Raw genomic sequence first — 24,549 nt, forward strand, 5'->3', positions numbered from 1 at the left:
ATCGGTTCACCCCTCGGCAAGCATTTGGATCCGTTCCGCTGCGCGCCGTGACAATGCGGTCACAAACCAGAAGGAGACACCCCATGAGCGGGCAGTCACAGGATGGGTTCACGCCCACCGGAACCATCGCGACATCGGCCGATCGGCGCCGCGTCGTCTTCGCAACCGTCGTCGGAACCACCGTCGAGTGGTACGACTTCTTCATCTACGCCACAGCGGTCGGACTCGTGTTCGGGCAGCTGTTCTTCGAGCCCCTGGGTGCGAACAGTGCGCTGGTCGCCTTCGCGACGGTCGGCGTCAGCTTCCTCTTCCGCCCGCTCGGCGCCTTCCTCGCGGGGCACTACGGCGACAAGCTCGGGCGCAAGGCCGTGCTCATGTGGACGCTCATCCTGATGGGCGCCGCGACCGCGCTCATCGGAATCCTGCCCACGTACGAGACGATCGGGATCACGGCGCCGATCCTGCTGGTGCTGCTCCGCATTATCCAGGGCATCTCCGCCGGTGGTGAGTGGGGCGGCGCGGTGCTGATGGCCGTCGAGCACGCTCCGCGCAAGAAGCGCGGCATCTTCGGCGCGTCGCCGCAGATCGGTGTTCCCCTCGGCCTGCTCCTCGCCTCGGGCGTGATGGCGCTGATGACCGTGATCGCTCCGGGCGAGCAGTTCATGGCCTGGGGCTGGCGGGTGCCGTTCCTGCTCAGCGTGGTGCTGATCCTCGTCGGCTACTACGTGCGTCGCAAGGTCGAGGAGAGCCCGGTCTTCACCGAACTCGCCGCGCGCAAGGAGAAGGCGCAGATGCCGATTGCGCAGCTGTTCCGCAAGCACCTGCTGCTCGTCATCATCGCGGCGCTGGTGTTCGCCGGCAACAACGCCGTCGGCTACATGACCACCGGCGGATACATCCAGGGCTACGCGACCAACCCCGAGGGGTCGATCGGCCTCGAGCGTGGACCGGTCCTCTGGGCTGTCGCGGGTTCTGCCGTCACCTGGCTGCTCACGACCCTTCTCGCCGGATGGCTGTCCGACCGCATCGGCCGTCGTACGACGTACGTCATCGGATGGGTGTTGCAGCTGATCGGTGTGTTCACCCTGTTCCCGCTCGTGAACACCGGCGAGATCGGTCTGCTGTTCGCCGGTCTCGCGATCCTGACCATCGGTCTCGGCTTCACCTACGGCCCGCAGGCGGCGCTGTACGCCGAACTGTTCCCTGCGAGCATCCGCTTCTCGGGGGTGTCCATCTCCTACGCGATCGGTGCGATCGCCGGAGGGGCGTTCGCACCGACGATCGCCACGGCTATCGTGAGCGCAACCGGCTCGACGGACGCCGTCACGTGGTACCTCGCCGGGATGACGGTTCTCGGACTGATCGCCACGCTGCTGCTGCGCGATCGCTCCGGCATTCCGCTCGGACCGGACCACGAGGCGGAGCAGTCCGTCAGCCCGATCCACGGACTCGCGAAGGCCTGACCCGCTCCGGTCTCGCTCTTCGCCCCGTCTCGCTCTTCGCCCCGTTGCGGGATCGAAAACGCGCGTCTACTCACTCGTAGGCGCGCGTTTTTGATCCCGCACGCGCTGTTGTGGCCGGGTCAGCCGGCGAGGGAGTCGCGGATGGCCTCGGCCGAACGCTGGAGGCGCGCGGCGATCGCGGCATCATCGAGCGCGGTCGCCACGTGCACGACGGCGATCGCGGCCGGGCGCTGACCCCGGAGCGCGAGCGGTACCGCCACCGACTGCACGGTGGGGATGACCTCGTCGTGGCTGGTCGCGAAGCCGCGGTCCTTCGTCGTCTCGACGTCTGCGGGGAGGGAGGAGGGGGCGCCCGCCGGCCACTCGGCAGGCGGGAGCTGCGCCAGGATGGCCTTGCCCGGTGCGCCGACGGTGACGGGATGCCGGGCGCCGGGGCGCTGCGCGACACTGGCGACCGCATGGCGGGGCTCGACACTCGCCAGCGTGATGCACTCCCCGCCGTCGAGCACGGCGAGGAAGCAGGTCATGCCCAGCTCGTTGGCGATCGCGGTGAGCTCGGGGAGTGCTTCGGCCTGGAGGTCATGGGCGACACCGGCCGCGAGCGCCGCCATCCGGGCGCCGAGACCCACGGCCCCCGCGGCATCGCGCGTCACCAGGCGGTGGTCTTCGAGTGTGCGCACCAGGCGGTAGGCGATCGAGCGGTGCACCCCGAGGCAGGCGGAGATCTCGTCGATCGTGAGCGCCCCGCGCGCGTCGGCCAGGACTTCGAGGATGCGGATGCCGCGGCTCAGGGTCTGCGAGGCGGGGGAGGTCTTCGTGTTCTCGGGCATGCGGGTGCTCCCTTGCGATGTGCGGCGCCGCGGGCTACGCTGTGTTCAATAGTAGAACAGTATGTTCGAATATAGAACACGGTGTTCGACGAAAGCAAGACCCGCAGGCAAGACCGACGAAGAAGTCCGGAAGGAATCGACGACGATGCAGTTCCACCACCACGGCTATGTCTCCGCTGACCCGCGCGTGCAGGACGCCGCCGGAATCGGTGCAGACCGGCCCGCCGACATCCCCGACGAGATCGACGTGCTCATCGTCGGCTCCGGACCCGCAGGCATGTTGCTCGCCGCTCAGATGTCGCAGTACCCCGGCATCTCCACCCGGATCATCGAGAAGCGCGGCGGACGTCTCCCGCTCGGTCAGGCGGACGGCATCCAGCCACGCAGCGTCGAGACGTTCCAGGCGTTCGGATTTGCCGAGCGGATCATCGCCGAGGCGTACAACATCGGCTGGATGAACTTCTGGGGCCCGAATCCTGACAAGCGCGACGAGATCGTCCGCACCTCCCGCACGTCCGACTACGCCTACGACATCTGCGAGTTCCCGCACCTGATCGTCAACCAGGCGCGCGTCCTCGACTACTTCGCCGAGTCCGCTGCGCACGGCCCCGGCAGGATCGTCCCCGACTACGGCGTGGAGTTCACGGGCCTCACCGTCCACGACGACGGCGCGTACCCGGTCGAGGTGGGGATCCGCTACGTCGCGGGGGAGCGCGTCGGCGAGGAGCGGACCATCCGTGCCCGGTTCGTCGTCGGCTGCGACGGCGCGCGCAGCGGTGTGCGACAGGCGATCGGGCGGACGCACGTGGGAGCGTCCTCGGCGCACGCATGGGGCGTGATGGACGTCCTCGTCAACACCGACTTCCCGGACTGGCGCACCAAGTGTGCGATCAACTCCGAAGCGGGCAACATCCTCCACATCCCGCGTGAGGGCGGGTACCTCTCGCGCATGTACATCGATCTGGGTGAAGTCGCCGACGACGATGACCACCGGGTGCGGCAGACGCCCATCGAGGAGATCATCCGCCGGGCCAACGAGATCCTGCACCCGTACACGCTCGACGTACGCGAGGTCGCCTGGCACAGCGTGTACGAGGTCGGTCACCGGGTCACCGACGGCTTCGACGACGTGATCGACGAATCGGGACGCACCCCGCGGGTGTTCCTGACCGGTGACGCCTGCCACACCCACAGCGCCAAGGCAGGCCAGGGCATGAACGTCTCGATGCAGGACGGCTTCAACCTCGGCTGGAAGCTCGGCTCGGTCCTCACGGGGCGCGCCCCCGAGACGCTGCTGGCGACGTACGGGGCGGAACGGCGACCGGTGGCACAGCAGCTCATCGACTTCGATCGGGAGTGGTCGACGCTGATGGCGCGCAAGCCGGAGGAGATCTCCGACCCCAACGAGCTGGCGACCTACTACCTCGCCACCGCCGAGTTCCCCTCCGGGTTCATGACGCAGTACACCTCGTCCATGATCACCGGAACAGACGCCCATCAGGCGCTCGCGACCGGCTATCCGCTCGGCAAGCGCTTCAAGTCGGCCGAGGTCGTGCGCGTCGGCGACGGCAACGTCATCCACCTGGGCCATCACGCGAAGGCCGACGGACGCTGGCGTGTCTATGCGTTCGGCGACCGGACCGGTGACGCGCTCGCCGCCTGGGCGGAGAAGGCCGAGCCGCTGTTCGCCCGCTTCACCCCGGCCGATGCCGACGTGGATGCACTCTTCGACGTCAAGGCGGTCTACCAGCAGCCGTTCGAAGAGGTGGAAGTGACTTCGGCTCCCGCGCTGTTCCAGCCGAAGACCGGCCCCCTCGGGCTCACCGACTGGGAGAAGGTCTACGCAGCGGGCCCCAGCAAGTGGTGCGAGACCGACATCTTCGCGGCGCGTGAGCTGTCGCGCGACGGAGTGGTGGTCGTCGTGCGACCCGACCAGTACGTCGCGGCGATCTTCCCGCTCGATGACACGGCTGCGTTGGCGGACTTCCTCGACGGCGCGTTCCTTCCCGCGGGGTGAGGCGCCGGAGCCCTGCGCTCCGTTTCCCTCTCCGCCTCCCTCTCCGCCTCCAGCGGCAGGCTCCAGCGGCAGGGCGGGCCGCTCCTCCTGAAGGAGAACACACGAAAAGAAGGAGCGTTCACGAACTGAAGGAGAACACACGAAAAGAAGGAGCGTTCAGGCCATCTGCTCCTTCATGTCGTGAGTTCTCCTTGATTCCGGGGGGACGGCGAGCGGGGGCAGGGACGGAGGCGTGGACATGACACGTGTCATGTCCAGGAGATGACACTGCCCTCCGGACTCGGTTGCCGCGACGGGCGAGGCTGGAGGCATGAACAACTCCTCCGTGGACGAGTCGGCGACGCGGGTCACCGCGCGACCGGCATCCGAGGTCCCGAACGATGATCCCGTGGTGCTCGAACTGCGCGCCGTGAAGCGACACTTCGGCGTGGGCGACCGCCGCGTGCAAGCGGTCGACGGCGTGGACCTGTCGATCCGACGCGGTGAGGTGGTCGCGCTGCTCGGCCCCAACGGCGCGGGCAAGACGACCACACTCGACATGCTGCTCGGACTCACCGAACCCAGCAGCGGTACCGTGCGGGTGCTCGGTGTCACGCCCGAACGCGCGACGTCGAGTGGGGCGATCGGGGCCGTGCTGCAGACCGGCGGCCTGCTCGGCGACCTGACCGTGGGGGAGACCGTGCGACTCATCGCCTCCTTGCACGGATCCGACGCGCTGGGACGGGTTCCCGAGGTGATGGCTCGCGCCGATCTGGATCACCTCTCCCGTCGCCGCGTCGCGAAGTGCTCCGGCGGCGAGCAGCAGCGGGTGAAGTTCGCGCTCGCGATGGTCTCCGACCCGGACATCCTCGTGCTCGACGAGCCCACGGCGGGCATGGACGTCACCGCGCGTCGTCACTTCTGGGACGTGATGCGGGCGGATGCGGATGCCGGTCGCACGATCATCTTCGCCACCCATTACCTCGAAGAGGCAGAGCAGTTCGCACGCCGCACCGTGGTGATGCACCGCGGCACGGTCGTCGCAGACGCTCCCACCGCGCTGCTGCGTGCAAGCCTCGGAGAGCGCACCGTGTCGGCGACCGTCGCCGAGACCTCGACGGCCCTCGTCGCCACGTTGGTGGCCACGGAGGGCATCGCGGACGTGCACCTGGACGGTGACCGGGTGAGCCTGCGGGCCGCGGACTCCGATGCCGTCGCCCGCCTCCTCCTCGACCACGGCGCTCACGATCTCGAGATCGCCGCTCCCACCCTCGAAACCGCCTTCACGGCGCTGACGGAGAACTGACATGCTCGTCTCACCCACCATGCTGCGCATCGAAGGCGTCCGCCAGCTGCGCAATCCCTACACGCTCGCGTTCACTCTGGCCATGCCGGTCGCGATGTACCTGCTGTTCGGTGCCGGGATGGGCTACGGCTCCCTGTCGGCCGGCAACGGCAACGTCTCGTTCTACGTGATGACGTCGATGGCCGCCTACGGCACCGCCGTGGCGATGAGCTCCCTCACCTCCCTCGCCGCGACCGAGGCGAAGCAGGGGTGGGGGCGCCAGCTGGCGATGACCCCGCTCACCACCGCCGGCTACGCGGTGACCAAGCTGCTGACCGCCGTCTCCTTCGCGACGCTGGCCCTGCTGGCGGTCTTCACCGCAGGCATGATGACGGGTGCACAGGTCGAGGATGCCTGGCGCTGGGTCGCGACCGCCGGCATCATCCTCGGGATCGGCTTGATCTACGGACTGTTCGGCCTCGGTGTCGGGCTCTTCTTCAGCTCGGACTCTGCGGCGGCGCTCGCCTCCATCTCGATGACGTTCTTCGCGTTCTTCGGCAACGTCTTCATGCCGCTCGACGGTGTGATGCTCGACATCGCTCGGTTCACCCCTCTGTACGGTTTCGTCGCGCTGAGTCGCTGGCCGCTCACGGAGGGCGTGCTCACCACGGGGCAGACCGATGAACTGTGGATGCTGTTCCTCAACGTCGCCGTGTGGCTCGCGCTGTTCGTCCTGCTGGTGACGATGGGAATCAAGCGCTCGCGGGCGCGCCAGTAGCGGCACGCACCGACAGTAGGTTGGACGGATGACGCAGCACACGAATCCGGATCGCCCGGAGTCACCGGGGCCCTCCCACGAAGCCGCGACCTTCGCGGCGGCGGGTGCGGCCCCGGCGGCCTGGTCGGCTCCCGGCGCACGCCGCGCCACCGGGAAGGACCCGTGGGCGCGGTTCGGCTGGCTGATGGCCGTGATCTGGCTCGTGTTCCTCGTGTACCCGGTGATCGCGCTGGTGCACTCCGAGGCGGCACCGGCCTGGGTCGTCGTCGGCTGGATCGCTCTGTTCGTCTTCGTCGTCCTCTACATCACCGGCTTCATCCACGGCATGCGCGGGGGCGGGGACTGGGACGCCCACCGTCGAGGCGGCAGTGGACCACCTTCGCCGCGCTGATCGGTTGCGCGCTGATCTCGGTCCCGGCTGAGGGTGGATCGGCCCTGAGCTTCCTGCCGTTCATCATGTCGTTCGCCTCCTATGGCCTGACCCGTGTCTGGCACTGGATCACGATGATCGGCGCCGTCGTGGTCACCGTGGCCTGCGTCTTCCTCATCCCCGGCGGCTTCACCTACCTCTCCGTGCTCGCCATCGTGGTCCTGCTCGGTGTCGTGAACACCGTGTCGACCTGGCTCATCATCCGTTCCGCGGAGGCGGAGCGACTCGGCCTCGAACTGGCGACCAGCGAAGGACGCGAAGCCGTCGCCCGCGATGTGCACGACCTGATCGGCCATTCGCTGACCGTCGTCGGGCTCAAGGCGCAGCTGGTGCGGCGCCTGATGGACTCCGATCCGGAGCGGGCGAAGGTCGAGCTCGCCGACATCGAGCGACTCACCGCCGAGGCGATCGCGGGTGTGCGCTCGACGGTGGCGGGAGCGCGTGCGACGACGCTCGTGGAGCAGCTCGCGTCGTCGCAGGATTCCTTCCGCGCGGCCGATATCGAGGTGCGGGTCGACGGTGAGCCCGGCGCGCTGTCTCCCGCCCAGGCGCTCACCGCGAGTTGGATCCTGCGCGAGGCGACCACCAACACGCTCCGCCATTCGCGGGCGCGCACGGTGCTCGTACGACTCGCGCCCGGACGCATGATCGTGGAGGACGACGGGGTGGGCATCAGCGGGAGCGAAGGGAACGGCATCCACGGAATGCGCGAGCGCGCGGCGGCCGCGGGCGCCGGATTCGTCATCGGGCCGGCGGATGCCTCCGGAGGCTCCGGCACACGGGTGGAGGTGACGTGGTGAGCATGTCGCAGGACGGCGGCGCGATCCGTCTGCTGATCGCCGACGATCAGGCGCTGGTGCGCGGGGCGCTCGGAGCCTTGCTGGATCTGGAGCCCGACCTCGACGTGATCGGCATGGCCTCGGAGGGAGCAGAGGCGGTGCGGCTCGCGACGGAGCTGCGACCGGATGTGTGCCTGATGGACATCCAGATGCCGGGGATGGACGGTGTGGAGGCCACACGCCGCATCCGCGAGGCGAGTGCCGGGACGCGGGTGCTCGTCGTCACGACCTTCGCCCGACCGGGCTACCTGCGCTCGGCGTTGGACGCCGGGGCGAGCGGCTTCATCGTGAAGGACACCCCGGCAGAACAGCTCGCGGAGGCCGTGCGTCGGGTGCATGCCGGGCTTCGCGTGCTCGATCCCGTGCTCGCGGCGGACAGCCTGTTCGAGGGAGCCAACCCGCTGAGCGATCGGGAGCAGCAGGTGCTCCGCCTCGCGGCGGACGGACGCTCAGCGGCGGCGATCGCCGCCGAGGTGTTCCTCTCCGCGGGCACCGTGCGCAACCACCTGTCTGCGGCGATCGGGAAGACCGGGGCGGGCAACCGGGCCCAGGCGGTGCGGATCGCACTCGACAAGGGATGGATCTGACGATCCGGACCCCGCTCTGCGGCGATGTCGGTGCCCGCGCGTACCGTGGATGCCGACGGGCGAAGGCGCCCGAGAGGAGGGTGTGATGGACTGGAAGATCGAACTCATCTTCGTCCCGGTGACCGATGTGGACCGGTCGAAGGCCTTCTACGAAAAGGTCGGCTTCCACGCGGACTGGGACCAGACTCCGGTCGAAGGACTCCGCTTCGTGCAGATGACGCCGCCCGGATCGGCGTGCTCGATCGCTTTCGGCACGGGGCTGGGCATCGACCTCGAGCCTGGAAAGCAGAACACGATCCAAGTCGTGATCCCGGATGCGGACGAGGCTCTTGCTCACCTCAAGGGGCTCGGCGTCGAGGCGCGAGGGGTCGACGAACTCGCGTGGGGGCGTTTCGTGTCCTTCGACGATCCCGACGGCAACTCCTGGACGTTGCAGGAGCTGCCCGACTACGGCGCCTAGCGTTCTGCGACCACCTCGATCTTGAAGCCGGAGGCGTTCTCGAGCCATCCGGCGTAGTGCTGGTCTCCGCCCGCGTGAGGGTAGCGGTCTGCGTAGAGCGGGCGCCAACCCCGGTCGGCTGCCTCAGCCATGATCGCGTCCACATCGCTCCGGGCACCACCCTGGAACGCGAGGTGGTTGAGTCCCGCGCGTCGGCGGTCGTGCACCGCATCGGAGAGGTTCGGCGAGGTCGTGAGGGTGAGGTAGGCGCCACCACCGGTCCAGGTTTCCCCCTCGGTCCACGCGTCTGCCCTCGTGAAACCGAGCCTGGAGAGGATCCAGCCCCACTCTGATCGAACGGCATCGAGGTCGGCGATCCACAGCTCGACGTGATGGAGTCCCGGCATCTTCCGAGTCTGTCAGAGTGACCGCGTCACTCGATGCGGGTGGCGCCTCCGGAGACGACGATGCCGCCCCGCTCCGGGATCGTGACCAGGAGTTCGCTGGGGCGCCCGACGTGCGCGCCCTGGCGGATGCGTGTCGTGGACAGGGGGACACCTCGGTGCCTCAGATACGCTCCCGTCGCTGCGGCCGCGGAACCGGTAGCCGGATCCTCGGTGATGCGTCCGACCGGGAACAGGTTCCTCGCCTCGATCTCGGCGGGGTCGTCGGCATGGAGCACCGTCACTGTCCCGAGCCAGCCCTGATCCCGCATGAGGGCGGCGACGTCGGCCGGGGCGAAGCGGAACTGATGGAACAGCTCCCGGTCCGCCAGGAAGACGATCGGATGCCAGTTGCCCGCGAACGCCTCCTGCACCGGGAATCGCGGATCCAGGTCGGAGGGGAGGAGCCCGAGCAGCGCCAGCAGCCGGTCGCGCACGCCCACTTCGAGATCACGCACCTCCGGCTCCACGCTCGTGAACGACACGGTGACGGTTCCGTTCGCATCCGTCTCCGACTGCAGCGTCACCCTCCCCGCCGCGGTGTCGAAGACCACGGTTCCCGGCCCATCCCGTTCAGCGAGAGCAACCGCGGTCGCCACGGTCGCATGACCGCAGAAGGGCACCTCTGCAGCCGGGGACCAGTACCGCACCCGAACCCGAGGTGCGCCGTCGTGTGAGTCGGTGCCCACCAGGAACGCCGTCTCGGAGAACCCGACGTCCGCGGCGATCCGCTGCATCGTGTCGTCGTCGAGGGCGGATGCGTCGAGGACGACTCCGGCGGGGTTGCCGCCGCCGGGCGTGGCCGCGAAGGCGCTGTATCGCAGAACCTGCGTGTGATCGGGCATGGCGAGGAGCCTACTGGACCGCCGTGGTCAGGAGTTCACGCGGATGATCTCCTGCTGGTACGGGGCGATGACATCCCCGGAGATGCGCAGGTCGAGCAGCAGGAACCGACGCGACGAGGGGTCTTCGGCGGTCCATGCCTCGAGTCGATCGAGGTCGGCGAGGGTGCGCACGACGACACCTTCTGCGCCGACGGCGGCACCGAAAGCCGCGAAGTCGACCTCCGGGATGCGCATCGGGGCCTCTGCCAGCCCCTTGAGGCCGTACAGGTTCACCTCGGCACCGTACGCCGCATCGTTCCACACGACGGCCATCCCCCGGCCGCCGGCTGCGCGGACCGCGGATTCCAGGTCGGCGATCGCCATCAGTCCGCCGCCGTCCCCGGAGGTGAGGACGATGGTCGACTCGCGCCGTGCCAGGGCGGCACCGACGACGCTCGGCCAGCCTTGACCGATCGACTGGAATGCGGTGCCGACCATCATCATGCGATCGGGCGCGGCGACCGGCCAGTACATGTTCGCCCATCCGATGAAGTGCCCGCCGTCGGAGACCACGATCCGATCTTCGGGGAGCATCTCGGCGATGCGCCGCGCCGCGGAGCGCGGGTCGAGGCGCCCGTCGGGGGCGAGGTCGTCCCCGTCGTCGTAGGCGCGGGCGGAGGCGACATCGACGCTCTCCCGCCAGGGGGCGGCGATCGTGGTCGTGCCGATGCGGTCCACGAGTGCTTCGGCAGCGAGTCGCGCGTCCGCGCGGACGAAGCCGCCGACGTGTGCGTGCGTCGCCGCGGGTGCGATGTCGATCTGGAACACCGTCGTGCCCGGCGCGAACAGCTCTCCGAATCGCATCGTGAACTGGTTCAGTGACGCGCCGAACACGACGGCGACGTCGGCAGTGTGAATCAGTTCCATCGCGCCGTCCGCACCGAAGCCGCCGGTCACACCCAGGTCGTACTTCGTCTCGGGGAACACTCCACGACCGAGGGCGGACGACGCGGTCAGCGCGCCGGTGGCCTTGGCGAGCTCGCCCAGGGCCGTGCTCGCGCTGGAGAGCCAGGCGCCGCGGCCGGCGAGCAGGAACGGGCGTTCGGCGCCGGCCAGGGCGGCGGTGATCTGGTCGAGCATCCCCTCGGCGAACTCCCCGCGCGGGGCGAGCGGCGCTGGAACGCGCGGCGACGGAGCAGCGGGCACCTCCCCGGCTTCGAGAGAGGCCACGTCATAGGGGATCGCCAGCACGACGGGAACCCGATACGTGAGGGCGTGCTCGATCGCGATGACGGTGGTGGCCGCGGCGTCCGCACGACCGACGGTATACGTGCGCGCACCGACGGCCGACGCGAGCGCGATCTGATCGACGTCCCACGGACGGGGGCCCGAGGTGGGTTCATCGCCGACCACGAGCACGAGCGGCACGTGCGCCTGCACGGACTCGGCGAGGGCGGTGAGCGTGTTGGTGAAGCCGGCGCCATACGTCGAGGTACCCGCGGCGATCCGCCCGGATGCGCGGAAGTGGGCATCGGCGGCGACCACGGCGCCCTGCTCGTGGCGGACGGCGGTGAACGTGGCCTCCGTCTGCTTCTCGAGCGCATCGAGGAAGTAGGCGTTGCCGTTTCCCATCACCCCGAAGACGGCGTCGATGTGCTGGGCGAGGGTGAGGGCGACGTGCGCGGACACGGTGGGCATGCGAAAGCCTTTCGAGACAGGGACGGAGGAACTGCGGGATCCGTATGTGTCTCGCCTCCGCGTCGTCGTGGAGTGCTTCGTGCCTCTTTTTCAGGCACCGGCGTGGCCGGACCCGCCCATTCTACCGGCGGAGGGGTGCCGGCCGATGCGGGAGAATGCTCAGATGACAGATGCATCGATCGAGCGCGAGACGCTCACCTGGGATGGCTTCGGAGCGGCGACGCGTGATCTGGCACGGGACATCCTCGCCAGCGGCTTCGAGCCGGAGGTGGTCGTGGCCATCGCGCGGGGCGGTCTGCTTCCGGCCGGTGCCATCGCCTACGGTCTCGGTGCGAAGAACTGTGGTGCGATCAACGTCGAGTTCTACACCGGGATCGGCACGGTGCTCGATGCGCCCGAGGTGCTTCCGCCGGAGCTCGACATGGCGTACCTCGACGGACGCCGGGTGCTGCTCGTGGACGACGTCGCCGACTCCGGGCGTACGCTCGCGCTCGCCGTGCAACTGCTGAAGGACAAGGGTGCCGACGTGCGGTCCGTCACGATCTACACCAAGCCGTCGACCATCATCCAGCCCGACTTCGCCTGGAAGGACACCGACCTCTGGATCAACTTCCCGTGGTCTTTCCGCGGCACCGTGCGCGAAGAGGATCTCGGGCTGGCGCCCTCGGCCTGATCGCGCGTCACCCGCGCAGCAGCGCCCGAAGCGCCTGGATCGTGTCGGCCTCACCCGGCGACTTGTCGTCCCGGTACCCCTTGACCCGCGCGAAGCGCAGGGCGAGACCCCCCGGATAGCGCGGGGAGCGCTGCACGCCGTCGATCGCGATCTCCACGACGATCTCCGGGCGCAGGAACACGGTCGACGCCGTGCGGTGCGATTCATGCTCGGGGAAGTGCTCGGTCTGCCACTTCAGCAGCTCATCGGTGAGGCCCTTGAACGTCTTGCCGACCATGACGAACCCGCCGGGGTGGCCGAACTCGCCTTCCGGGTCGCGGGCGCCCAGGTGCAGGTTCGACAGCCAACCGCGACGGCGCCCGGAACCCCACTCCGCGCCGAGGACCACCAGATCGAAGGTCAGCACGGGTTTGACCTTGACCCAGGACTTGCCTCGGCGACCGGCCGCGTAGGGGGCGTCGATCGCCTTGACCACGACTCCCTCATGGCCCGCGGCGAGGGCGTCGCGCGAGAGACGCTCGGCGGCCTCCGGATCGGCGGTGACGAGCCCGGGCATCCGCCAGTCGCCGGCCACGCGTTCCAGCTCTGCCAGCCGCACGGAGAGCGGCTCGTCGAGCAGGTCGCGCCCATCCACGTGCAGCACGTCGAAGAACCACGGCCGCAGCACGAGGTCTCTCGACACCTCGGCCCCGAACCGCGACATCGTCTCCTGGAACGGGCGCGGCCCTCCGTCTTCATCGAGCGAGAGCGTCTCACCGTCGAGGATGACATCGTTCACCGGAAGCGCACGCACGATCTCGACGAGCTCCGGCACACGGTGCGTGATGTCGGCCAGACTCCGGGTGTAGACGCCGACGTCGTCTCCCTGACGGTGCACTTGGATGCGGGCGCCGTCGAGCTTGTACTCGACCGACGCCTCACCCGTGATCTCGAGCGCAGCAGTCGTCGTCGCCGCGGTCGCCGCGAGCATCGGGAGCACGGGGCGCCCGACCTGCAGTCCGACGGACTCGAGGTCTTCTGCGCTTCCCGTGAGGGCGATGCGGGCGGTCTCACCGAGGTCGCCCGACAACATCGCCGCGCGGCGCACGACGGCGGCCGGACGGTCGGAGGCCCGCGCGATCGCATCGAGCAGCACTCCCGACAGGGCCCCGGTGCGCAGCTCGCCGAGCATCGCGCGAACCAGGAAGTCCCACTCGGCGGCGGTGGCGCGCGCAGCCAGATCGACGAGGATGCCGGTGCGGGCGGCGGCCGAACCGGAACCGGAGGTCGCGGCCAGCACGTCGAGCGCGGCATCGACGTCGCCGACGCTCAGCGAGGGATCGTCGGCATGCGTGATGTCGAGAGCCGTGAGTCCGCGCCATCCGACGCCGAGCCGGCCCTGCCGCGGCGAGGCGAGCAGGAGACCGATCAACGCGGGGAGCTCGGATGGTTCCGCGCGCGCGAGAAGGTCGGCCAGGGCGTCGATCTTGGCGAGCCGGGACGACGTGGCTCCGACGCGATCGGCTGTGGTGACCAGCTCTGCGAGCATCATCTGGGCATTCTCGCACCGGCGTCCGACATCGGTGCCGGTCGGTCACGACGTTCCGAGTCCGCGCTGACCGGCGCGCTCAGTGCCCGCGGAACTCCGGCTTCCGCTTCTCCTGGAAGGCGGCGAACCCTTCGCGGTAGTCGGAGGTGTCGCAGAGGGCGGCCTGCGCGGCGTTCTCGATGCCGACCGCATCCCACAGCGTGAGCCGCTCGTCTCGGATGCGGGCGACCAGCTCCTTGCTCGCGAGGAAGGCTGCGGTGGCTCCGCGCGCGGCGGCGGCAGCGGCAGCGGTCGTCGCTTGCACGACCTCGTCGTCGGGGAAGGCGCGCGAGAAGAGGCCGGACGCCACGGCCTCGGCCCCGCTCATCAGGCGCCCCGTGTAGATCAGGTCGAGCGTCTTGTGCGCGCCGAGCCGGTCGAGGAAGAGTGCGTGGCCGCCGGAGTCGAGCGTCGCACCGAGCGCCGCGAACGGGGAACCGACCTTCGCCGACTCGGCCACGTACACGACATCGGTTGCGATCAGGAGACCGAGCCCCACGCCGAGGCAGGCGCCGTGGGCGACCGCGAACGTCGGGGCGGGGAACCGGGACATGCGCTGCAGCAGCGGCGTCACGAGGCCGCCGAGGTAACCGAGCACATCGTCGTCCCGGGGGTCGACCCCGGAGATGTCACGGCCGGCGCAGAAGGCGCGCCCCTCTCCGCGGAGCACGAGCGCCCGCACCCCTGCGCCTTCCGCCTCGATGTATGCGGATTCCAGTTCGGCGAGGGCCCGCTCGTCGAGCGCATTCAGCTTCGACGGCGCGTTCAGCACGATCGTCGCGACGTCGTCGGCGATGGCGAGGTCGATCATGGGGGCCTCCGGGTCAGACGTCGTAGTCCACGACCACGCGGTCGCTGGTCGGATGGGACTGGCAGGTGAGCACGAATCCGCGCTCGAGTTCGTCGGGCTCCAAGGCGTAGTTCTCGGTCATGGTGACGCTGCCCTCGAGCACCCGGGCGCGGCAGGTCCCGCAGACGCCGCCCGCGCAGGCGAACGGGGCATCGGGGCGCACGCGCAACGCCGCGTTGAGCACCGACTCATGCGCATCCACCGGACTCTCCACCGTCGAGGAGACGCCGTCGAGGGTGACTTCGATGCGTACGGTCTTCTCGCCCGCACGCACCTGCACCGGCCGGGCCGCACGTGCCGGTTCGTCACCGGTCGTGAACAGTTCGAACCGGATGTGGGAGCGATCGACTCCGACGTCGGCGAGCACCTCGCGACAGAGATCGACCAGGGCGAGCGGCCCGCACAGGAACCACTCGTCGACGGTCGACGGCGGGATGAGCGTACCGAGGATCGTGCGGAGCTTCTCTTCGTCGATCCGCCCGGAGAGCACCGGCGCCGCGCGCTGCTCACGGGACAGCACATGGTGCAGCACGAGCCGGGTCGGGTAGCGGTCCTTGAGGTCGGCGAGGTCTTCCAAGAACATCACGTCGAGCGTCGCCCGGTTCGTGTACAGCAGGGTGAACCGCGACGAGTCGGACCGGTTCAGCACCGTGTGCGCGAGCGCCATCAGCGGCGTGATGCCGGAACCGGCGGCGATCCCCACCACGTGACGGTCATCGAGGTCGTCGAGCGCCGAGGTGAAGGTGCCCTGGGGGCTCATCACGTCGATCTCGAATCCGGCGTGCAGGCCGGTCTGGGCCCAGGTGGAGAAGAGCCCGCCCTCGTCACGCTTCACGGCGACGCTCAGCCGGGTGTCCTGTCCGTCGTCACGGTGCTCCGGGGCGCGGCACAGCGAGTAGGAGCGCCGCACCTCGGTGCCGTCGAGGGTCGTGCGCAGCGCCACGTACTGACCGGGAAGGTGGTCGTACTCGTCGGCGAGGGCCGCCGGCACGGTGAAGGTCACCTCGACCGAGTCGTCGGTGAGCGGACGCACGTCTTCGACGACGAGCGTGTGGAACCGGGCGCGCGTTCGCGGTGCGGCGGCGCGAGGCGCAGCTGCGCGCGGAACGGGCGGCGGAGCGGAGGTGAAGAGCGACATGTCAGTGCACCTTGAAATGGTCGAAGGGCTCGAGGCAGGCACGGCACTCGAACAGCGCCTTGCACGAGGTGGAGCCGAAATGCGAGACCTCACGGGTATCGAGCGAGCCGCACCGGGGGCAGCGCACGCTCAGCGAGACGCGGATGGGGCCGGTCGACACGGCGGCGCGGCCGGAGGGCGGCGCGATGCCGTATTCCGCGAGCTTGGTCTTGCCGGCATCCGTCATCCAGTCCGTCGTCCAGGCGGGGGAGAGGACGAGCCGCACCTCGACCTCGTCGAAGCCGGCCGCGGTGAGGGCGAGCACCACGTCGTCGCGGATCGTGTCCATCGCAGGGCACCCGCTGTAGGTCGGGGTGATGTCGACGTGGACCCGCGTGCCGTCGACCTCGACCGCACGGAGCACGCCGAGGTCCTCGATCGTGAGGACGGGCACCTCGGGGTCGGGGACGGCGGCAGCGATGCGCCAGGCAGCCTGCGTCGGAGTGAGCGTCACCATGTCGCCCCCGGATGCCGTCGCGCGAGCACCTGCATCTCGGCGAGGATGTGACCGAGAGGGGTGGCGTGGGCGCCGTGCCTCCCGCCGGCCGAGGACGGCATGACGGCAGGGACCGACAGCTCCGCCTCGGCGAAGACGGTGTCGACCACGCCGTCGAAACCGGCACGGAGACTCGACGGACGAACGGCCGCAGCGCCGAGCCGGTCGATCAGGTCGTCGTCGCGGAACAGCTCGTCGACATACGGCCAGACATCCCCGAGTGCCCGGATGATCCTGGCGCGCGACTCCTCGGTGCCGCCGGCGAGGCGCAGGACCCACTGGACGGCGTGATCGCGATGGTAGTCGACCTCTTTGAGGGACTTCTCGGCGATCGCCGCGAAGGTCTCGTCACTGCTGGCGCGCAGTGCGGAGTAGAGCTCGAACATGAAGGTGGCGACGACGAACTGCCGGGCGATCGTCTGGGCGAAGTCACCGTTGGGCTGCTGCACGATCCACGCACAGCGGAACTCGGGCTCATCGCGGAAGAAAGCGAGCTCGTCTTCGCTGCGGCCGTCGTACGACCCCGCGTAGTGGAGGAAAGACCGCGCGTGGCCGAGGAGGTCGAGGGCGATGTTGCCCAGCGCGACATCCTCCTCCAGCTCCGGTGCCCGGGAGATCCAGGCGCCGAGCTGCTGCGACAGGATGAGCGCGTCGTCGCCGAGGCGGAGCGCGTACTCGGCGATGTCGGCGGAGGCGGCGATCGCCCCGGTGCCCGAGAGCTCCTGCGAGAGGCGGAGCTCGTCGACCGAGACGTCGCCGTGGACGTCGATGTCCTCGTGCGCGGTTTCCGGGTGCGGGGCGCTCACAGGTGCGGCACTCCCTCTGAAGCCGTGTAGTACACGGCGTGCCGGTAGTTCTTGCCGGCCGGGCTCTCGAAGTAGGCGCCCTTGGCGTCGGGGTCGCTCGTGGTGATCGCTTCCGCCGGTGCGACCCAGATCGAGACGCCCTCCCCGCGGCGCGTGTACAGGTCGCGCGCGTTGCGGATCGCCATCTCGGCATCCGGCGCATGGAGCGATCCGACGTGCACGTGGCTCAGCCCGCGGTTCGCGCGGACGAACACCTCCCACAGCGGCCACGGCTCCCGCTCGTCCGCTCCCGGCGTCGCCATCACGCCACCGCCTTGGTCTTCAGGGACTGCTTGCGTGCGTACTCCGCCGCGGCCTCACGGACCCATGCGCCCTCTTCGTGTGCCGTGCGTCGGCGTTCGAGGCGCTCGGCATTGCACGGGCCGTTGCCGCGCACGACCTCGAAGAACTCGTCCCAGTCGATCTCGCCGATCACGTACTGGCCGCTCTCCTCGTCGAAGCGCAGGTCAGGATCGGGCAGGGTCACTCCGAGGATCTCGGCCTGAGGCACGAGCATTCCGACGAAGCGCTGGCGCAGCTCGTCGTTCGAGAACCGCTTGATCTTCCACTTCATCGACTGGGCCGAGTTGGGGGACTGGTCGTCGGGCGGTCCGAACATCGCGAGACTCGGCCAGTACCACCGGTTCACGGCGTCCTGGGCCATCTCGCGCTGCTCCTCGGACCCCTGCATCAGGGTGAGCAGGATCTCGAAGCCCTGCCGCTGGTGGAAGGACTCCTCCTTGCACACGCGCACCATCGCACGGCCGTAGGGGCCGTACGATGCGCGGCACAGCGGCACCTGGTTGCAGATCGCGGCACCGTCGACCAGCCAGCCGATCGCGCCCATGTCGGCCCAGGTCGGAGTGGGGTAGTTGAAGATCGAGGAGTACTTGGCCTTGCCGCTGATGAGCTGATCCATCATCTCGTCGCGGGTGGTACCCAGGGTCTGGGCGGCGGAGTACAGGTAGAGACCGTGGCCGGCTTCGTCCTGGACCTTCGCCATCAGGATCGCCTTGCGCTTCAGACTCGGGGCGCGGGTGATCCAGTTGCCCTCGGGCTGCATGCCGATGATCTCGGAGTGCGCGTGCTGCGAGATCTGACGGACGAGGGTCTTGCGGTAAGCGTCCGGCATCCAGTCGCGCGGTTCGATGCGCTGTTCGTTCGCGATGAGGTCGTCGAAAAGACGCTCCTCATCCGAGAGGTCGCCCACCAGGGACAGGTCTGCGGGACTGGTCATCGTCGACTCCTCAACATCCGGTCATCTTTACTGACCGATCGTTAGGTAATTCTGACACAGAGGAGCATCGGATTCAAGACGGTGCTCAGTGCGAGCGCGAGATCAACGCGAGCAGTGCGCGCCCGTACGCCTCGGCCGGATCCGGATGCTCGAACGAGAGCGCGGCGTCGGCGATCTCGATGTCGACGCGGAAAGCGTCGTCGAGGCGCACCAGCGCGCGGAACGTGCCACGCAGCAGCTCGCGCAGCTGGTCCTCCCTCGGCAGCCACACGGCGTCCGCCAGCGTGACCGCATCGAGCGCCCACTCCGTCGTGCCGTTGAACGCCAGATCCGTGCCACTCGGCGTCTGTCGGGCCTCGATCGTCATCTCGCTGACCGTGAAGACGTCGGCCTCGGCCTCGAGTTCGACCTCGTCCGGCAGATCGAGCTGGAAGCGGTCGCCCTCGGCGGGATGCCAGACGAGCCCGGCCTCTCGCAGGGCGACGGCGAGCTCGCGTGTGATCATCTCCCCACGCTAGACGACGGGACCGCCGACCGTGTCGGCGGCGTGGGGCAGAGTGGGGACATGACCTCCTCCGTCTCCGCCGACACCCGCGAGCCCGCACTCGCCGCCCTGCGCGAACTGGTCGGCCGCCCCGACGCCGATTTCCACGACGGCCAGTACGAGGCGATCGAGGCCTTGGTCGAGGCGCGCCGCCGGGCGCTCGTGGTCCAGCGCACGGGGTGGGGGAAGTCGGCGGTGTACTTCGTCGCGACGCTTCTGCTGCGCAGGCAGGGGGCCGGACCGACGGTGCTCGTCTCGCCGCTGCTGGCACTCATGCGCGACCAGATCGCCGCCGCCGAACGGGCCGGCGTCCGGGCCGTCGCGATCAACTCCACGAACGCCCATGAATGGACCGACGTGCTCGCGCAGCTCGACCGCGACGAGGTCGACGTGCTGCTTGTCTCACCCGAGCGGCTCAACAATCCCGCGTTCCGCGAGCAGCAGCTCCCCGCGCTGGTGCGTCGCATCGGCATGCTCGTGGTCGACGAGGCGCACTGCATCAGCGACTGGGGGCACGACTTCCGTCCCGACTACCGACGCCTGCGTGACCTCATCGCGCAGATGCCCGCCGACGTGCCGGTGCTCGCGACCACCGCCACGGCGAACAGCCGCGTCGTCGCCGACGTCGCCGAGCAGCTCGGCGCCCTCCAGCCCCCGGGCGAAGCGGCCGCCGAAGCTGTGCTCACGATCCGCGGACCGCTCGCGCGCACATCGCTGCGGTTGGGTGTGCTTCGCCTGCGCGATTCGACGAGCCGCCTCGCCTGGCTGCTGAGCCACCTCGACGACCTCCCCGGCTCCGGCATCATCTACACGCTGACCGTCGCGGCCGCCGTCGACACCGCCCGCCTGCTGCGCGACCACGGTCACGACGTGCGCGCCTACACCGGGCAGACCGACACCGAGGAACGCGCCGAATCCGAAGGGCTGCTCAAGCGCAACGAGGTCAAAGCGCTGGTGGCCACGAGTGCCCTGGGGATGGGGTTCGACAAACCCGATCTGGGTTTCGTGCTGCACCTCGGTGCTCCGTCGTCACCCGTGGCGTACTACCAGCAGGTCGGCCGTGCCGGTCGTGCGAGCGAGAGCGCCGACGTGCTGCTGCTGCCCGGCGTCGAAGACCGCGACATCTGGCACTACTTCGCGACGGCCTCGATGCCCGACCGTGAGCGCGCGGAGCGGGTCATCGGCGCCCTCGGTGACACCCCGATCTCGACACCGGCGCTCGAGGCGATGGTCGACATCCGCCGCACGCCTCTCGAACTGCTGCTCAAGGTGCTCGACGTCGACGGAGCGGTCCGGCGCGTGCAGGGCGGGTGGGTGTCCACCGGCGAACCATGGAGCTATGACGCGGAGCGCTACGAACGGATCGCCGCCGAGCGTCTCGCCGAGCAGCAGCACATGATCGAGTACGAGCAGACCGACGGGTGCCGCATGGAGTTCCTGCAGCGGGCGCTGGACGATGACACGGCTGCGCCGTGCGGGCGGTGCGACAACTGTGCAGGCGGATGGTTCCCGAAGGAGGTCGGGGAGTCCGCGAGCTCGCAGGCCGCGGAGTCCCTCGACCGGGTGGGTGTCCCGATCGAGCCCCGTCGTGCCTGGCCGACCGGCGCCGACCGGCTCGAGGTGCCGGTCAAGGGGAGGATCCCCGCCGACGAGCAGGCGAGCGAGGGGCGGGCGCTGGCGCGCCTCACCGATCTGGGTTGGGGAGGGGCTCTGCGCGAGATCTTCGCCGCGGGCGCCCCCGACACCGAGGTCACTCCTCAACTGCTCCAGGCGTGCATCCGCGTGCTCGCGGGGTGGGAGTGGGCCGAGCGGCCGGTCGCCGTCGTCGCTCTGCCGTCGCGCTCGCACCCCGTGATGGTCGATTCGCTCGCCCGCGGTCTCGCCGAGGTCGGGCGCCTGCCGTACCTCGGCGCGCTCGAGCCCCTCGGCGGCGGTCCCTCCGGCGGACCGGGCGGGAACAGCGTCTTCCGTCTCGCCGGACTCTGGGATCGCTTGAGCGCTCAGCACCTCGAGGTGCCGTCGGGGCCCGTGCTGCTCGTGGATGATCTGGTGGACAGCCGGTGGACGATGACGGTCGCGGCCCGCGTGCTCCGACAGGCCGGGGCGACCGAGGTTCTGCCCTTCGCGCTGGCGCTGCGCGGATGACGCGGGCCTGTCGGCGGCGGTCAGTCGGCGGCGGTCAGTCGTCGGCGGGTGCGACGCGCGGCGGCCAGGTGGTGGCACCGAGTTCGCGTGAGATGTTGCGGGCCGTCTCGCGGAGGGCGTTGAGGATCGCGTCCGAGGCCGGGGTCTGCGAGGTGGGCAGCACCACGGCGACGGCCGCGACGATGTCGTTCGAGGCATCGGCGACCGGTGCGGCGAGCGAGGATTCCCCGAGCACGGCTTCGTCGAACTCACCGGCGGTCCCGCGCTCGGCGATCGACGGCAGCTCCAGGGTCAACCGTGCGACATCGGTGATCGTGTCGCCGGTGAGGCTGCGCAGCGGTTGTTCGAAGACGCTCTGCTGGAAGCCCTGGTCGTAGGCGAGCAGGACCTTGCCCATCGCCGAGGCGTGCGCGGGAATCGCGACCCCGGTCTCCAGCATCTGCTGGCTGTCGTCGGGGCGCAGGTTGTGGTGGATCACGAGCACATCGGTGAAGTGCGGGGCACCCAGCCGCACCGAGAGGTTCGTGCGCCGTGCGAGTTCCTGCGTCCATCGCATCGCCCGCGCGCGCACATCGAGGGTGTCGAGGTACACGTTGCTCAGGCGCAGGAGCGTCGGCCCGAGCATGTAGCGCTGGCCCCCGCGTTCCTTCGCGACGAGCCCGTGCGCGCGCAACGACTTGACGATCCCGTGCACGGTCGACGGCGGCAGGCTGAGCGCTGCGGCGAGGTCGGTGATGCCGAGATGGCGTGCTCCTTGGAGCAGTTCGAGGATCTTCGCCGCGCGGTCGATCGCCTGGATCACGGGGAGCCCTCCTTCCGGTGCGTCGTCGAGCCGGTGTCAGTGGAGCCGGGCTTCAAGAATGATCTTGACAACCCGGCTGGCTCCGAGCATATTCGACATTAACGAATTCCTTTCGGATTTTGCGAAAGAGACCACGAAGGATCAAAGGAGATCGAATGATGAAGAAGCTCATCAACGCCCCGCAAGATGTTCTCGTCGAATCTCTGAGAGGGGTCGCGCTCGCTCATCCCGAGCTCTCCGTCGACCTCGAGAACCACGTGATCACTCGCGCGACGCCGAAGGCACAGGGCAAGGTCGCGATCGTCTCCGGGGGCGGCTCCGGTCACGAGCCGCTGCACGGCGGCTTCGTCGGAACCGGGATGCTGGATGCCGCGGTCGCCGGAGAGGTGTTCACCTCCCCGACGCCGGACCGCGTGCAGGTGGCCACCAAGGCCGTGGATCGCGGGGCCGGTGTGCTCCACATCGTGAAGAACTACACGGGCGACGTGCTGAACTTCGAGATGGCCGCCGAGCTCGCCTCGATGGAGGGGATCGAGGTCGGCAGCATCACCGTGGACGACGACGTCGCGGTGCAGGACTCCCTGTACACGGCGGGGCGTCGCGGTGTCGGTCTGACCGTGCTGCTCGAGAAGCTCGTCGGAGCCGCTGCGGAGGAGGGCCGCGATCTCGCCGCCGTCGTCGCGCTGGCCGAGAAGATCAACGGGCAGGGCCGCTCGATGGGCATGGCGCTCACCAGCTGCACCGTGCCCGCGGCAGGGAAGCCCACCTTCGATCTGCCGGACGACCAGATGGAGATCGGCATCGGCATCCACGGCGAGCCGGGCCGTCACCGTGAACCGCTGGCTCCCGCGGCGGACATCGCGCGGCAGCTCGTCGAGCCGATTCTCGCCGACCTCGACGCCACCGGCCCCTCGATCGTGATGCTCAACGGCATGGGCGCGACACCCCTCATCGAGCTCTACCTGATGTACGGCGAGGTGGCGGCGATCCTCGAGAAGTCCGGGGTCCAGATCGCTAGGAACCTCGTGGGCAACTACATCACCTCGCTCGACATGGCGGGATGCTCGGTCACCGTGCTCAAGGCGGACGACGAGCTGCTGCGTCTGTGGGACGCGCCGGTCAACACCCCCGGTCTGCGGTGGGGCGCCTGATGGCTGCTGTCGACACCGCCGTCCTCGCCGACTGGGTCTCGCGGTTCGGCACGGCCGTCACCGAGAAGCGTGACTGGCTCACGGAACTCGACTCGGCCATCGGCGACGCCGATCACGGTGCGAACATGGCCCGAGGGATGAGTGCCGTCGGCGAGAAGCTCGCAGGGGGCGCACCCGGAACGATCGACGAGCTGCTGAAGACGGTCGGCATGACCCTGGTGAGTTCCGTCGGTGGGGCCAGCGGACCGCTCTACGGCACCTTCTTCCTGCGGATGGGGATGGCTGCGGGCGCGGTGTCCGAGCTCGACGGCCCTGCCCTCGCGACCGCGCTGCGTGCGGGGCTCGACGGCATCGTCGCGCGGGGCAAGGCCGAAGCGGGGGACAAGACGATGTTCGATGCGATGGCACCGGCCGTCGACGCGATGGACGCCGCGCTCGCTGAGGGCTCGACCGTCGCGGATGCCGTCACCGCCGCGGCCGATGCCGCCGAGAAGGGCCGAGACGCCACGTTGCCGCTGGTCGCACGCAAGGGACGGGCGAGCTATCTCGGCGAGCGCAGCGCCGGTCACCTCGACCCCGGGGCGGCGTCCACGGCGATCCTCTTCGACACGCTCGCCGCGGCGGTCGCGGGCAGCGCCTGATGATCGGTATCGTCGCCGTCTCCCACAGCGCACGGCTCGGGGAGGCGGCACTGGAGCTTGCCCTGCAGATGGTCCAGGGGCCCGCTGTGCGCGTGCGGGTGGCCGCGGGCGCTGGCGTGGACGGCGACGGCGTGCCGGTCCTCGGAACGGACGCCGTGGCGGTGGCCGCGGCGATCGATGAGCTGGCTGCGGACTGCGAGGGAGTCCTGGTCCTGATGGACCTCGGGTCGGCGGTGCTGAGTGCGGAACTCGCGCTCGAACTGCGCGCGAGCGACGTGCCGGTCCGGCTCGCTCCCGCGCCGTTCGTGGAGGGGCTGCTCGCCGCCGTCGTCTCGGCCGCGGCGGGGAGCGACCTGGATGCGGTGGCGTCCGAGGCGACCTCCGCGCTCGGGGCGAAGACCGGGCAGCTCGGGGTCCCGGACGACGCCACGCCCGCACCCGATTCAGCGGCGGATTCATCGGATGCTGCGTCGTCCTCCGCGGTCGAAGACGCAGGCGAGGCGCTCGTGCGTCGTGTGCGGGTGCGCAATCCGCAAGGGCTCCACGCACGCCCCGCCGCCCTGATCGCCGAGGCGTCCGCAGGGGCGGAGGTGCGGCTGCGACGACTTCCCGACGGACCCGATGCGTCGGCGGCGAGCCTCTCGCGTCTCCTCGTCCTCGGTGCGCGGCAGGGCGATGAGATCGAACTGACGGTGAGAGGGGCGCAGGCCGCCACCGTGTCGGAGCGGCTGTCCGTGCTGTTCGACGACGGGTTCGGTGAGGGAACCGACGCGGCAGTGCCCGCCCCCGCCCCGGCTGCCCCCACCGAA

25 protein-coding genes and 1 pseudogene are annotated in these 24,549 nt (G+C 69.5%); 13 read left to right on the forward strand and 13 right to left on the reverse strand.

The annotated features are described in order from the left end of the window. The first annotated feature begins 83 nt into the window (after window positions 1-83). Window positions 84-1,463: an MFS transporter gene (locus FGL91_RS09905; protein ID WP_131492443.1), complete on the forward strand. Its 1,380-nt coding sequence runs from the start codon at window positions 84-86 to the stop codon at window positions 1,461-1,463. Between the two features lie 119 nt (window positions 1,464-1,582). On the opposite strand, the gene FGL91_RS09910 is transcribed toward FGL91_RS09905, so the two are convergent. Continuing rightward, window positions 1,583-2,293 carry an IclR family transcriptional regulator gene (locus tag FGL91_RS09910; RefSeq protein WP_131492442.1) on the reverse strand — a complete coding sequence of 237 codons (711 nt, stop codon included), beginning with the start codon at window positions 2,291-2,293 and terminating at the stop codon, window positions 1,583-1,585. Window positions 2,294-2,438: 145 nt separating this feature from the next. Here FGL91_RS09910 and FGL91_RS09915 point away from each other — a divergent pair, with 145 nt between their 5' ends. The 7 genes from FGL91_RS09915 (at window position 2,439) to FGL91_RS09940 (ending at window position 8,668) form a co-directional block, all read left to right on the forward strand. After that, window positions 2,439-4,310 carry an FAD-dependent monooxygenase gene (locus tag FGL91_RS09915; protein ID WP_153243731.1) on the forward strand — a complete coding sequence of 624 codons (1,872 nt, stop codon included), beginning with the start codon at window positions 2,439-2,441 and terminating at the stop codon, window positions 4,308-4,310. Between the two features lie 310 nt (window positions 4,311-4,620). Further along, on the forward strand, window positions 4,621-5,595 hold the full coding sequence (locus FGL91_RS09920) for an ABC transporter ATP-binding protein (RefSeq protein WP_153243732.1): 975 nt from the start codon (window positions 4,621-4,623) through the stop codon (window positions 5,593-5,595). 1 nt (window position 5,596) lies between these two features. Then, window positions 5,597-6,352, forward strand: a complete 756-nt coding sequence (locus FGL91_RS09925) for an ABC transporter permease (protein WP_047522701.1) — start codon at window positions 5,597-5,599, stop codon at window positions 6,350-6,352. A 28-nt stretch (window positions 6,353-6,380) separates the two neighbouring features. Further along, on the forward strand, window positions 6,381-6,743 hold the full coding sequence (locus FGL91_RS19085; RefSeq protein WP_227991444.1) for a hypothetical protein: 363 nt from the start codon (window positions 6,381-6,383) through the stop codon (window positions 6,741-6,743). A 65-nt stretch (window positions 6,744-6,808) separates the two neighbouring features. After that, complete coding sequence (locus tag FGL91_RS19090; protein WP_227991450.1) at window positions 6,809-7,582, forward strand: sensor histidine kinase; 774 nt, start codon at window positions 6,809-6,811, stop codon at window positions 7,580-7,582. 2 nt (window positions 7,583-7,584) lie between these two features. Beyond that, window positions 7,585-8,208, forward strand: coding sequence for a response regulator transcription factor (locus FGL91_RS09935; RefSeq protein ID WP_153244718.1), 624 nt, complete (start codon window positions 7,585-7,587; stop codon window positions 8,206-8,208). Between the two features lie 85 nt (window positions 8,209-8,293). After that, entirely contained in the window at window positions 8,294-8,668 is a 375-nt protein-coding gene (locus tag FGL91_RS09940) for a VOC family protein (RefSeq protein WP_047522708.1), read from the forward strand. Here FGL91_RS09940 and FGL91_RS09945 read toward each other — a convergent pair. Genes FGL91_RS09945 through FGL91_RS09955 form a run of 3 tightly spaced genes read right to left on the reverse strand, consistent with a single transcriptional unit; the run spans window position 8,665 to window position 11,612 of the window. After that, on the reverse strand, window positions 8,665-9,054 hold the full coding sequence (locus tag FGL91_RS09945; protein WP_131494430.1) for a VOC family protein: 390 nt from the start codon (window positions 9,052-9,054) through the stop codon (window positions 8,665-8,667). The genes FGL91_RS09940 and FGL91_RS09945 overlap by 4 nt on opposite strands. Window positions 9,055-9,080: 26 nt before the next feature. Next, entirely contained in the window at window positions 9,081-9,935 is an 855-nt protein-coding gene (locus FGL91_RS09950) for a PhzF family phenazine biosynthesis protein (protein WP_131494429.1), read from the reverse strand. 27 nt (window positions 9,936-9,962) lie between these two features. Next, window positions 9,963-11,612, reverse strand: coding sequence for a thiamine pyrophosphate-binding protein (locus FGL91_RS09955; RefSeq protein ID WP_131494428.1), 1,650 nt, complete (start codon window positions 11,610-11,612; stop codon window positions 9,963-9,965). 163 nt (window positions 11,613-11,775) lie between these two features. Between FGL91_RS09955 and FGL91_RS09960 the strand changes: the two genes are divergently transcribed. After that, window positions 11,776-12,285, forward strand: a complete 510-nt coding sequence (locus tag FGL91_RS09960) for a phosphoribosyltransferase (protein ID WP_047522748.1) — start codon at window positions 11,776-11,778, stop codon at window positions 12,283-12,285. Window positions 12,286-12,292: 7 nt separating this feature from the next. Here FGL91_RS09960 and FGL91_RS09965 read toward each other — a convergent pair whose 3' ends face one another. The 8 genes from FGL91_RS09965 to FGL91_RS10000 all read right to left on the reverse strand — a co-directional run bounded on the left by FGL91_RS09965 (window position 12,293) and on the right by FGL91_RS10000 (window position 18,962). Next, the gene (locus FGL91_RS09965; RefSeq protein ID WP_153243733.1) at window positions 12,293-13,816 is read right to left on the reverse strand and encodes an ATP-dependent DNA ligase; all 1,524 of its coding nucleotides are present in this window, start codon (window positions 13,814-13,816) and stop codon (window positions 12,293-12,295) included. A gap of 76 nt (window positions 13,817-13,892) precedes the next feature. Next, the gene (locus FGL91_RS09970) at window positions 13,893-14,663 is read right to left on the reverse strand and encodes an enoyl-CoA hydratase/isomerase family protein (protein ID WP_153243734.1); all 771 of its coding nucleotides are present in this window, start codon (window positions 14,661-14,663) and stop codon (window positions 13,893-13,895) included. A gap of 13 nt (window positions 14,664-14,676) precedes the next feature. Further along, complete coding sequence (paaE, locus tag FGL91_RS09975) at window positions 14,677-15,840, reverse strand: 1,2-phenylacetyl-CoA epoxidase subunit PaaE (RefSeq protein WP_047522723.1); 1,164 nt, start codon at window positions 15,838-15,840, stop codon at window positions 14,677-14,679. A 1-nt stretch (window position 15,841) separates the two neighbouring features. Next, window positions 15,842-16,336 carry a 1,2-phenylacetyl-CoA epoxidase subunit PaaD gene (gene paaD, locus FGL91_RS09980; RefSeq protein ID WP_047522724.1) on the reverse strand — a complete coding sequence of 165 codons (495 nt, stop codon included), beginning with the start codon at window positions 16,334-16,336 and terminating at the stop codon, window positions 15,842-15,844. Beyond that, window positions 16,330-17,181 carry a 1,2-phenylacetyl-CoA epoxidase subunit PaaC gene (paaC, locus tag FGL91_RS09985; RefSeq protein WP_153243735.1) on the reverse strand — a complete coding sequence of 284 codons (852 nt, stop codon included), beginning with the start codon at window positions 17,179-17,181 and terminating at the stop codon, window positions 16,330-16,332. The genes paaD and paaC overlap by 7 nt, the downstream gene beginning before the upstream one ends. Next, window positions 17,178-17,483 (reverse strand): 1,2-phenylacetyl-CoA epoxidase subunit PaaB, encoded by a 306-nt coding sequence (gene paaB / locus FGL91_RS09990; RefSeq protein ID WP_029262355.1) that lies wholly within the window; start codon window positions 17,481-17,483, stop codon window positions 17,178-17,180. Before paaB ends, paaC begins: the two co-directional genes overlap by 4 nt. Continuing rightward, window positions 17,483-18,457 carry a 1,2-phenylacetyl-CoA epoxidase subunit PaaA gene (paaA, locus tag FGL91_RS09995; protein WP_131494423.1) on the reverse strand — a complete coding sequence of 325 codons (975 nt, stop codon included), beginning with the start codon at window positions 18,455-18,457 and terminating at the stop codon, window positions 17,483-17,485. Before paaA ends, paaB begins: the two co-directional genes overlap by 1 nt. 85 nt (window positions 18,458-18,542) lie before the next feature. After that, window positions 18,543-18,962 carry a pilus assembly protein CpaE gene (locus FGL91_RS10000; protein ID WP_153243736.1) on the reverse strand — a complete coding sequence of 140 codons (420 nt, stop codon included), beginning with the start codon at window positions 18,960-18,962 and terminating at the stop codon, window positions 18,543-18,545. Window positions 18,963-19,022: 60 nt separating this feature from the next. Between FGL91_RS10000 and FGL91_RS10005 the strand changes: the two genes are divergently transcribed. Continuing rightward, the gene (locus FGL91_RS10005; protein ID WP_153243737.1) at window positions 19,023-21,146 is read left to right on the forward strand and encodes a RecQ family ATP-dependent DNA helicase; all 2,124 of its coding nucleotides are present in this window, start codon (window positions 19,023-19,025) and stop codon (window positions 21,144-21,146) included. Window positions 21,147-21,180: 34 nt separating this feature from the next. On the opposite strand, the gene FGL91_RS10010 is transcribed toward FGL91_RS10005, so the two are convergent. After that, window positions 21,181-21,948 carry an IclR family transcriptional regulator gene (locus tag FGL91_RS10010; protein ID WP_047522738.1) on the reverse strand — a complete coding sequence of 256 codons (768 nt, stop codon included), beginning with the start codon at window positions 21,946-21,948 and terminating at the stop codon, window positions 21,181-21,183. Window positions 21,949-22,106: 158 nt separating this feature from the next. Here FGL91_RS10010 and dhaK point away from each other — a divergent pair, with 158 nt between their 5' ends. From dhaK to FGL91_RS19400, 3 genes and pseudogenes are all read left to right on the forward strand, one after another. Continuing rightward, a complete protein-coding gene (gene dhaK, locus FGL91_RS10015; protein ID WP_047522754.1) occupies window positions 22,107-23,099 on the forward strand; it encodes a dihydroxyacetone kinase subunit DhaK in 993 nt (330 codons plus the stop codon). Next, window positions 23,099-23,740, forward strand: coding sequence for a dihydroxyacetone kinase subunit DhaL (dhaL, locus tag FGL91_RS10020; protein WP_131494420.1), 642 nt, complete (start codon window positions 23,099-23,101; stop codon window positions 23,738-23,740). Before dhaK ends, dhaL begins: the two co-directional genes overlap by 1 nt. Next, a pseudogene (locus tag FGL91_RS19400) lies at window positions 23,740-24,471 on the forward strand (HPr family phosphocarrier protein); the annotation flags it as partial. The gene dhaL and the pseudogene FGL91_RS19400, both read left to right, overlap by 1 nt. Between the last annotated feature and the right edge of the window lie 78 nt (window positions 24,472-24,549).

Source organism: Microbacterium sp. CBA3102, assembly GCF_007954505.1.
Classification (GTDB): Bacteria; Actinomycetota; Actinomycetes; order Actinomycetales; family Microbacteriaceae; genus Microbacterium; species Microbacterium aurugineum.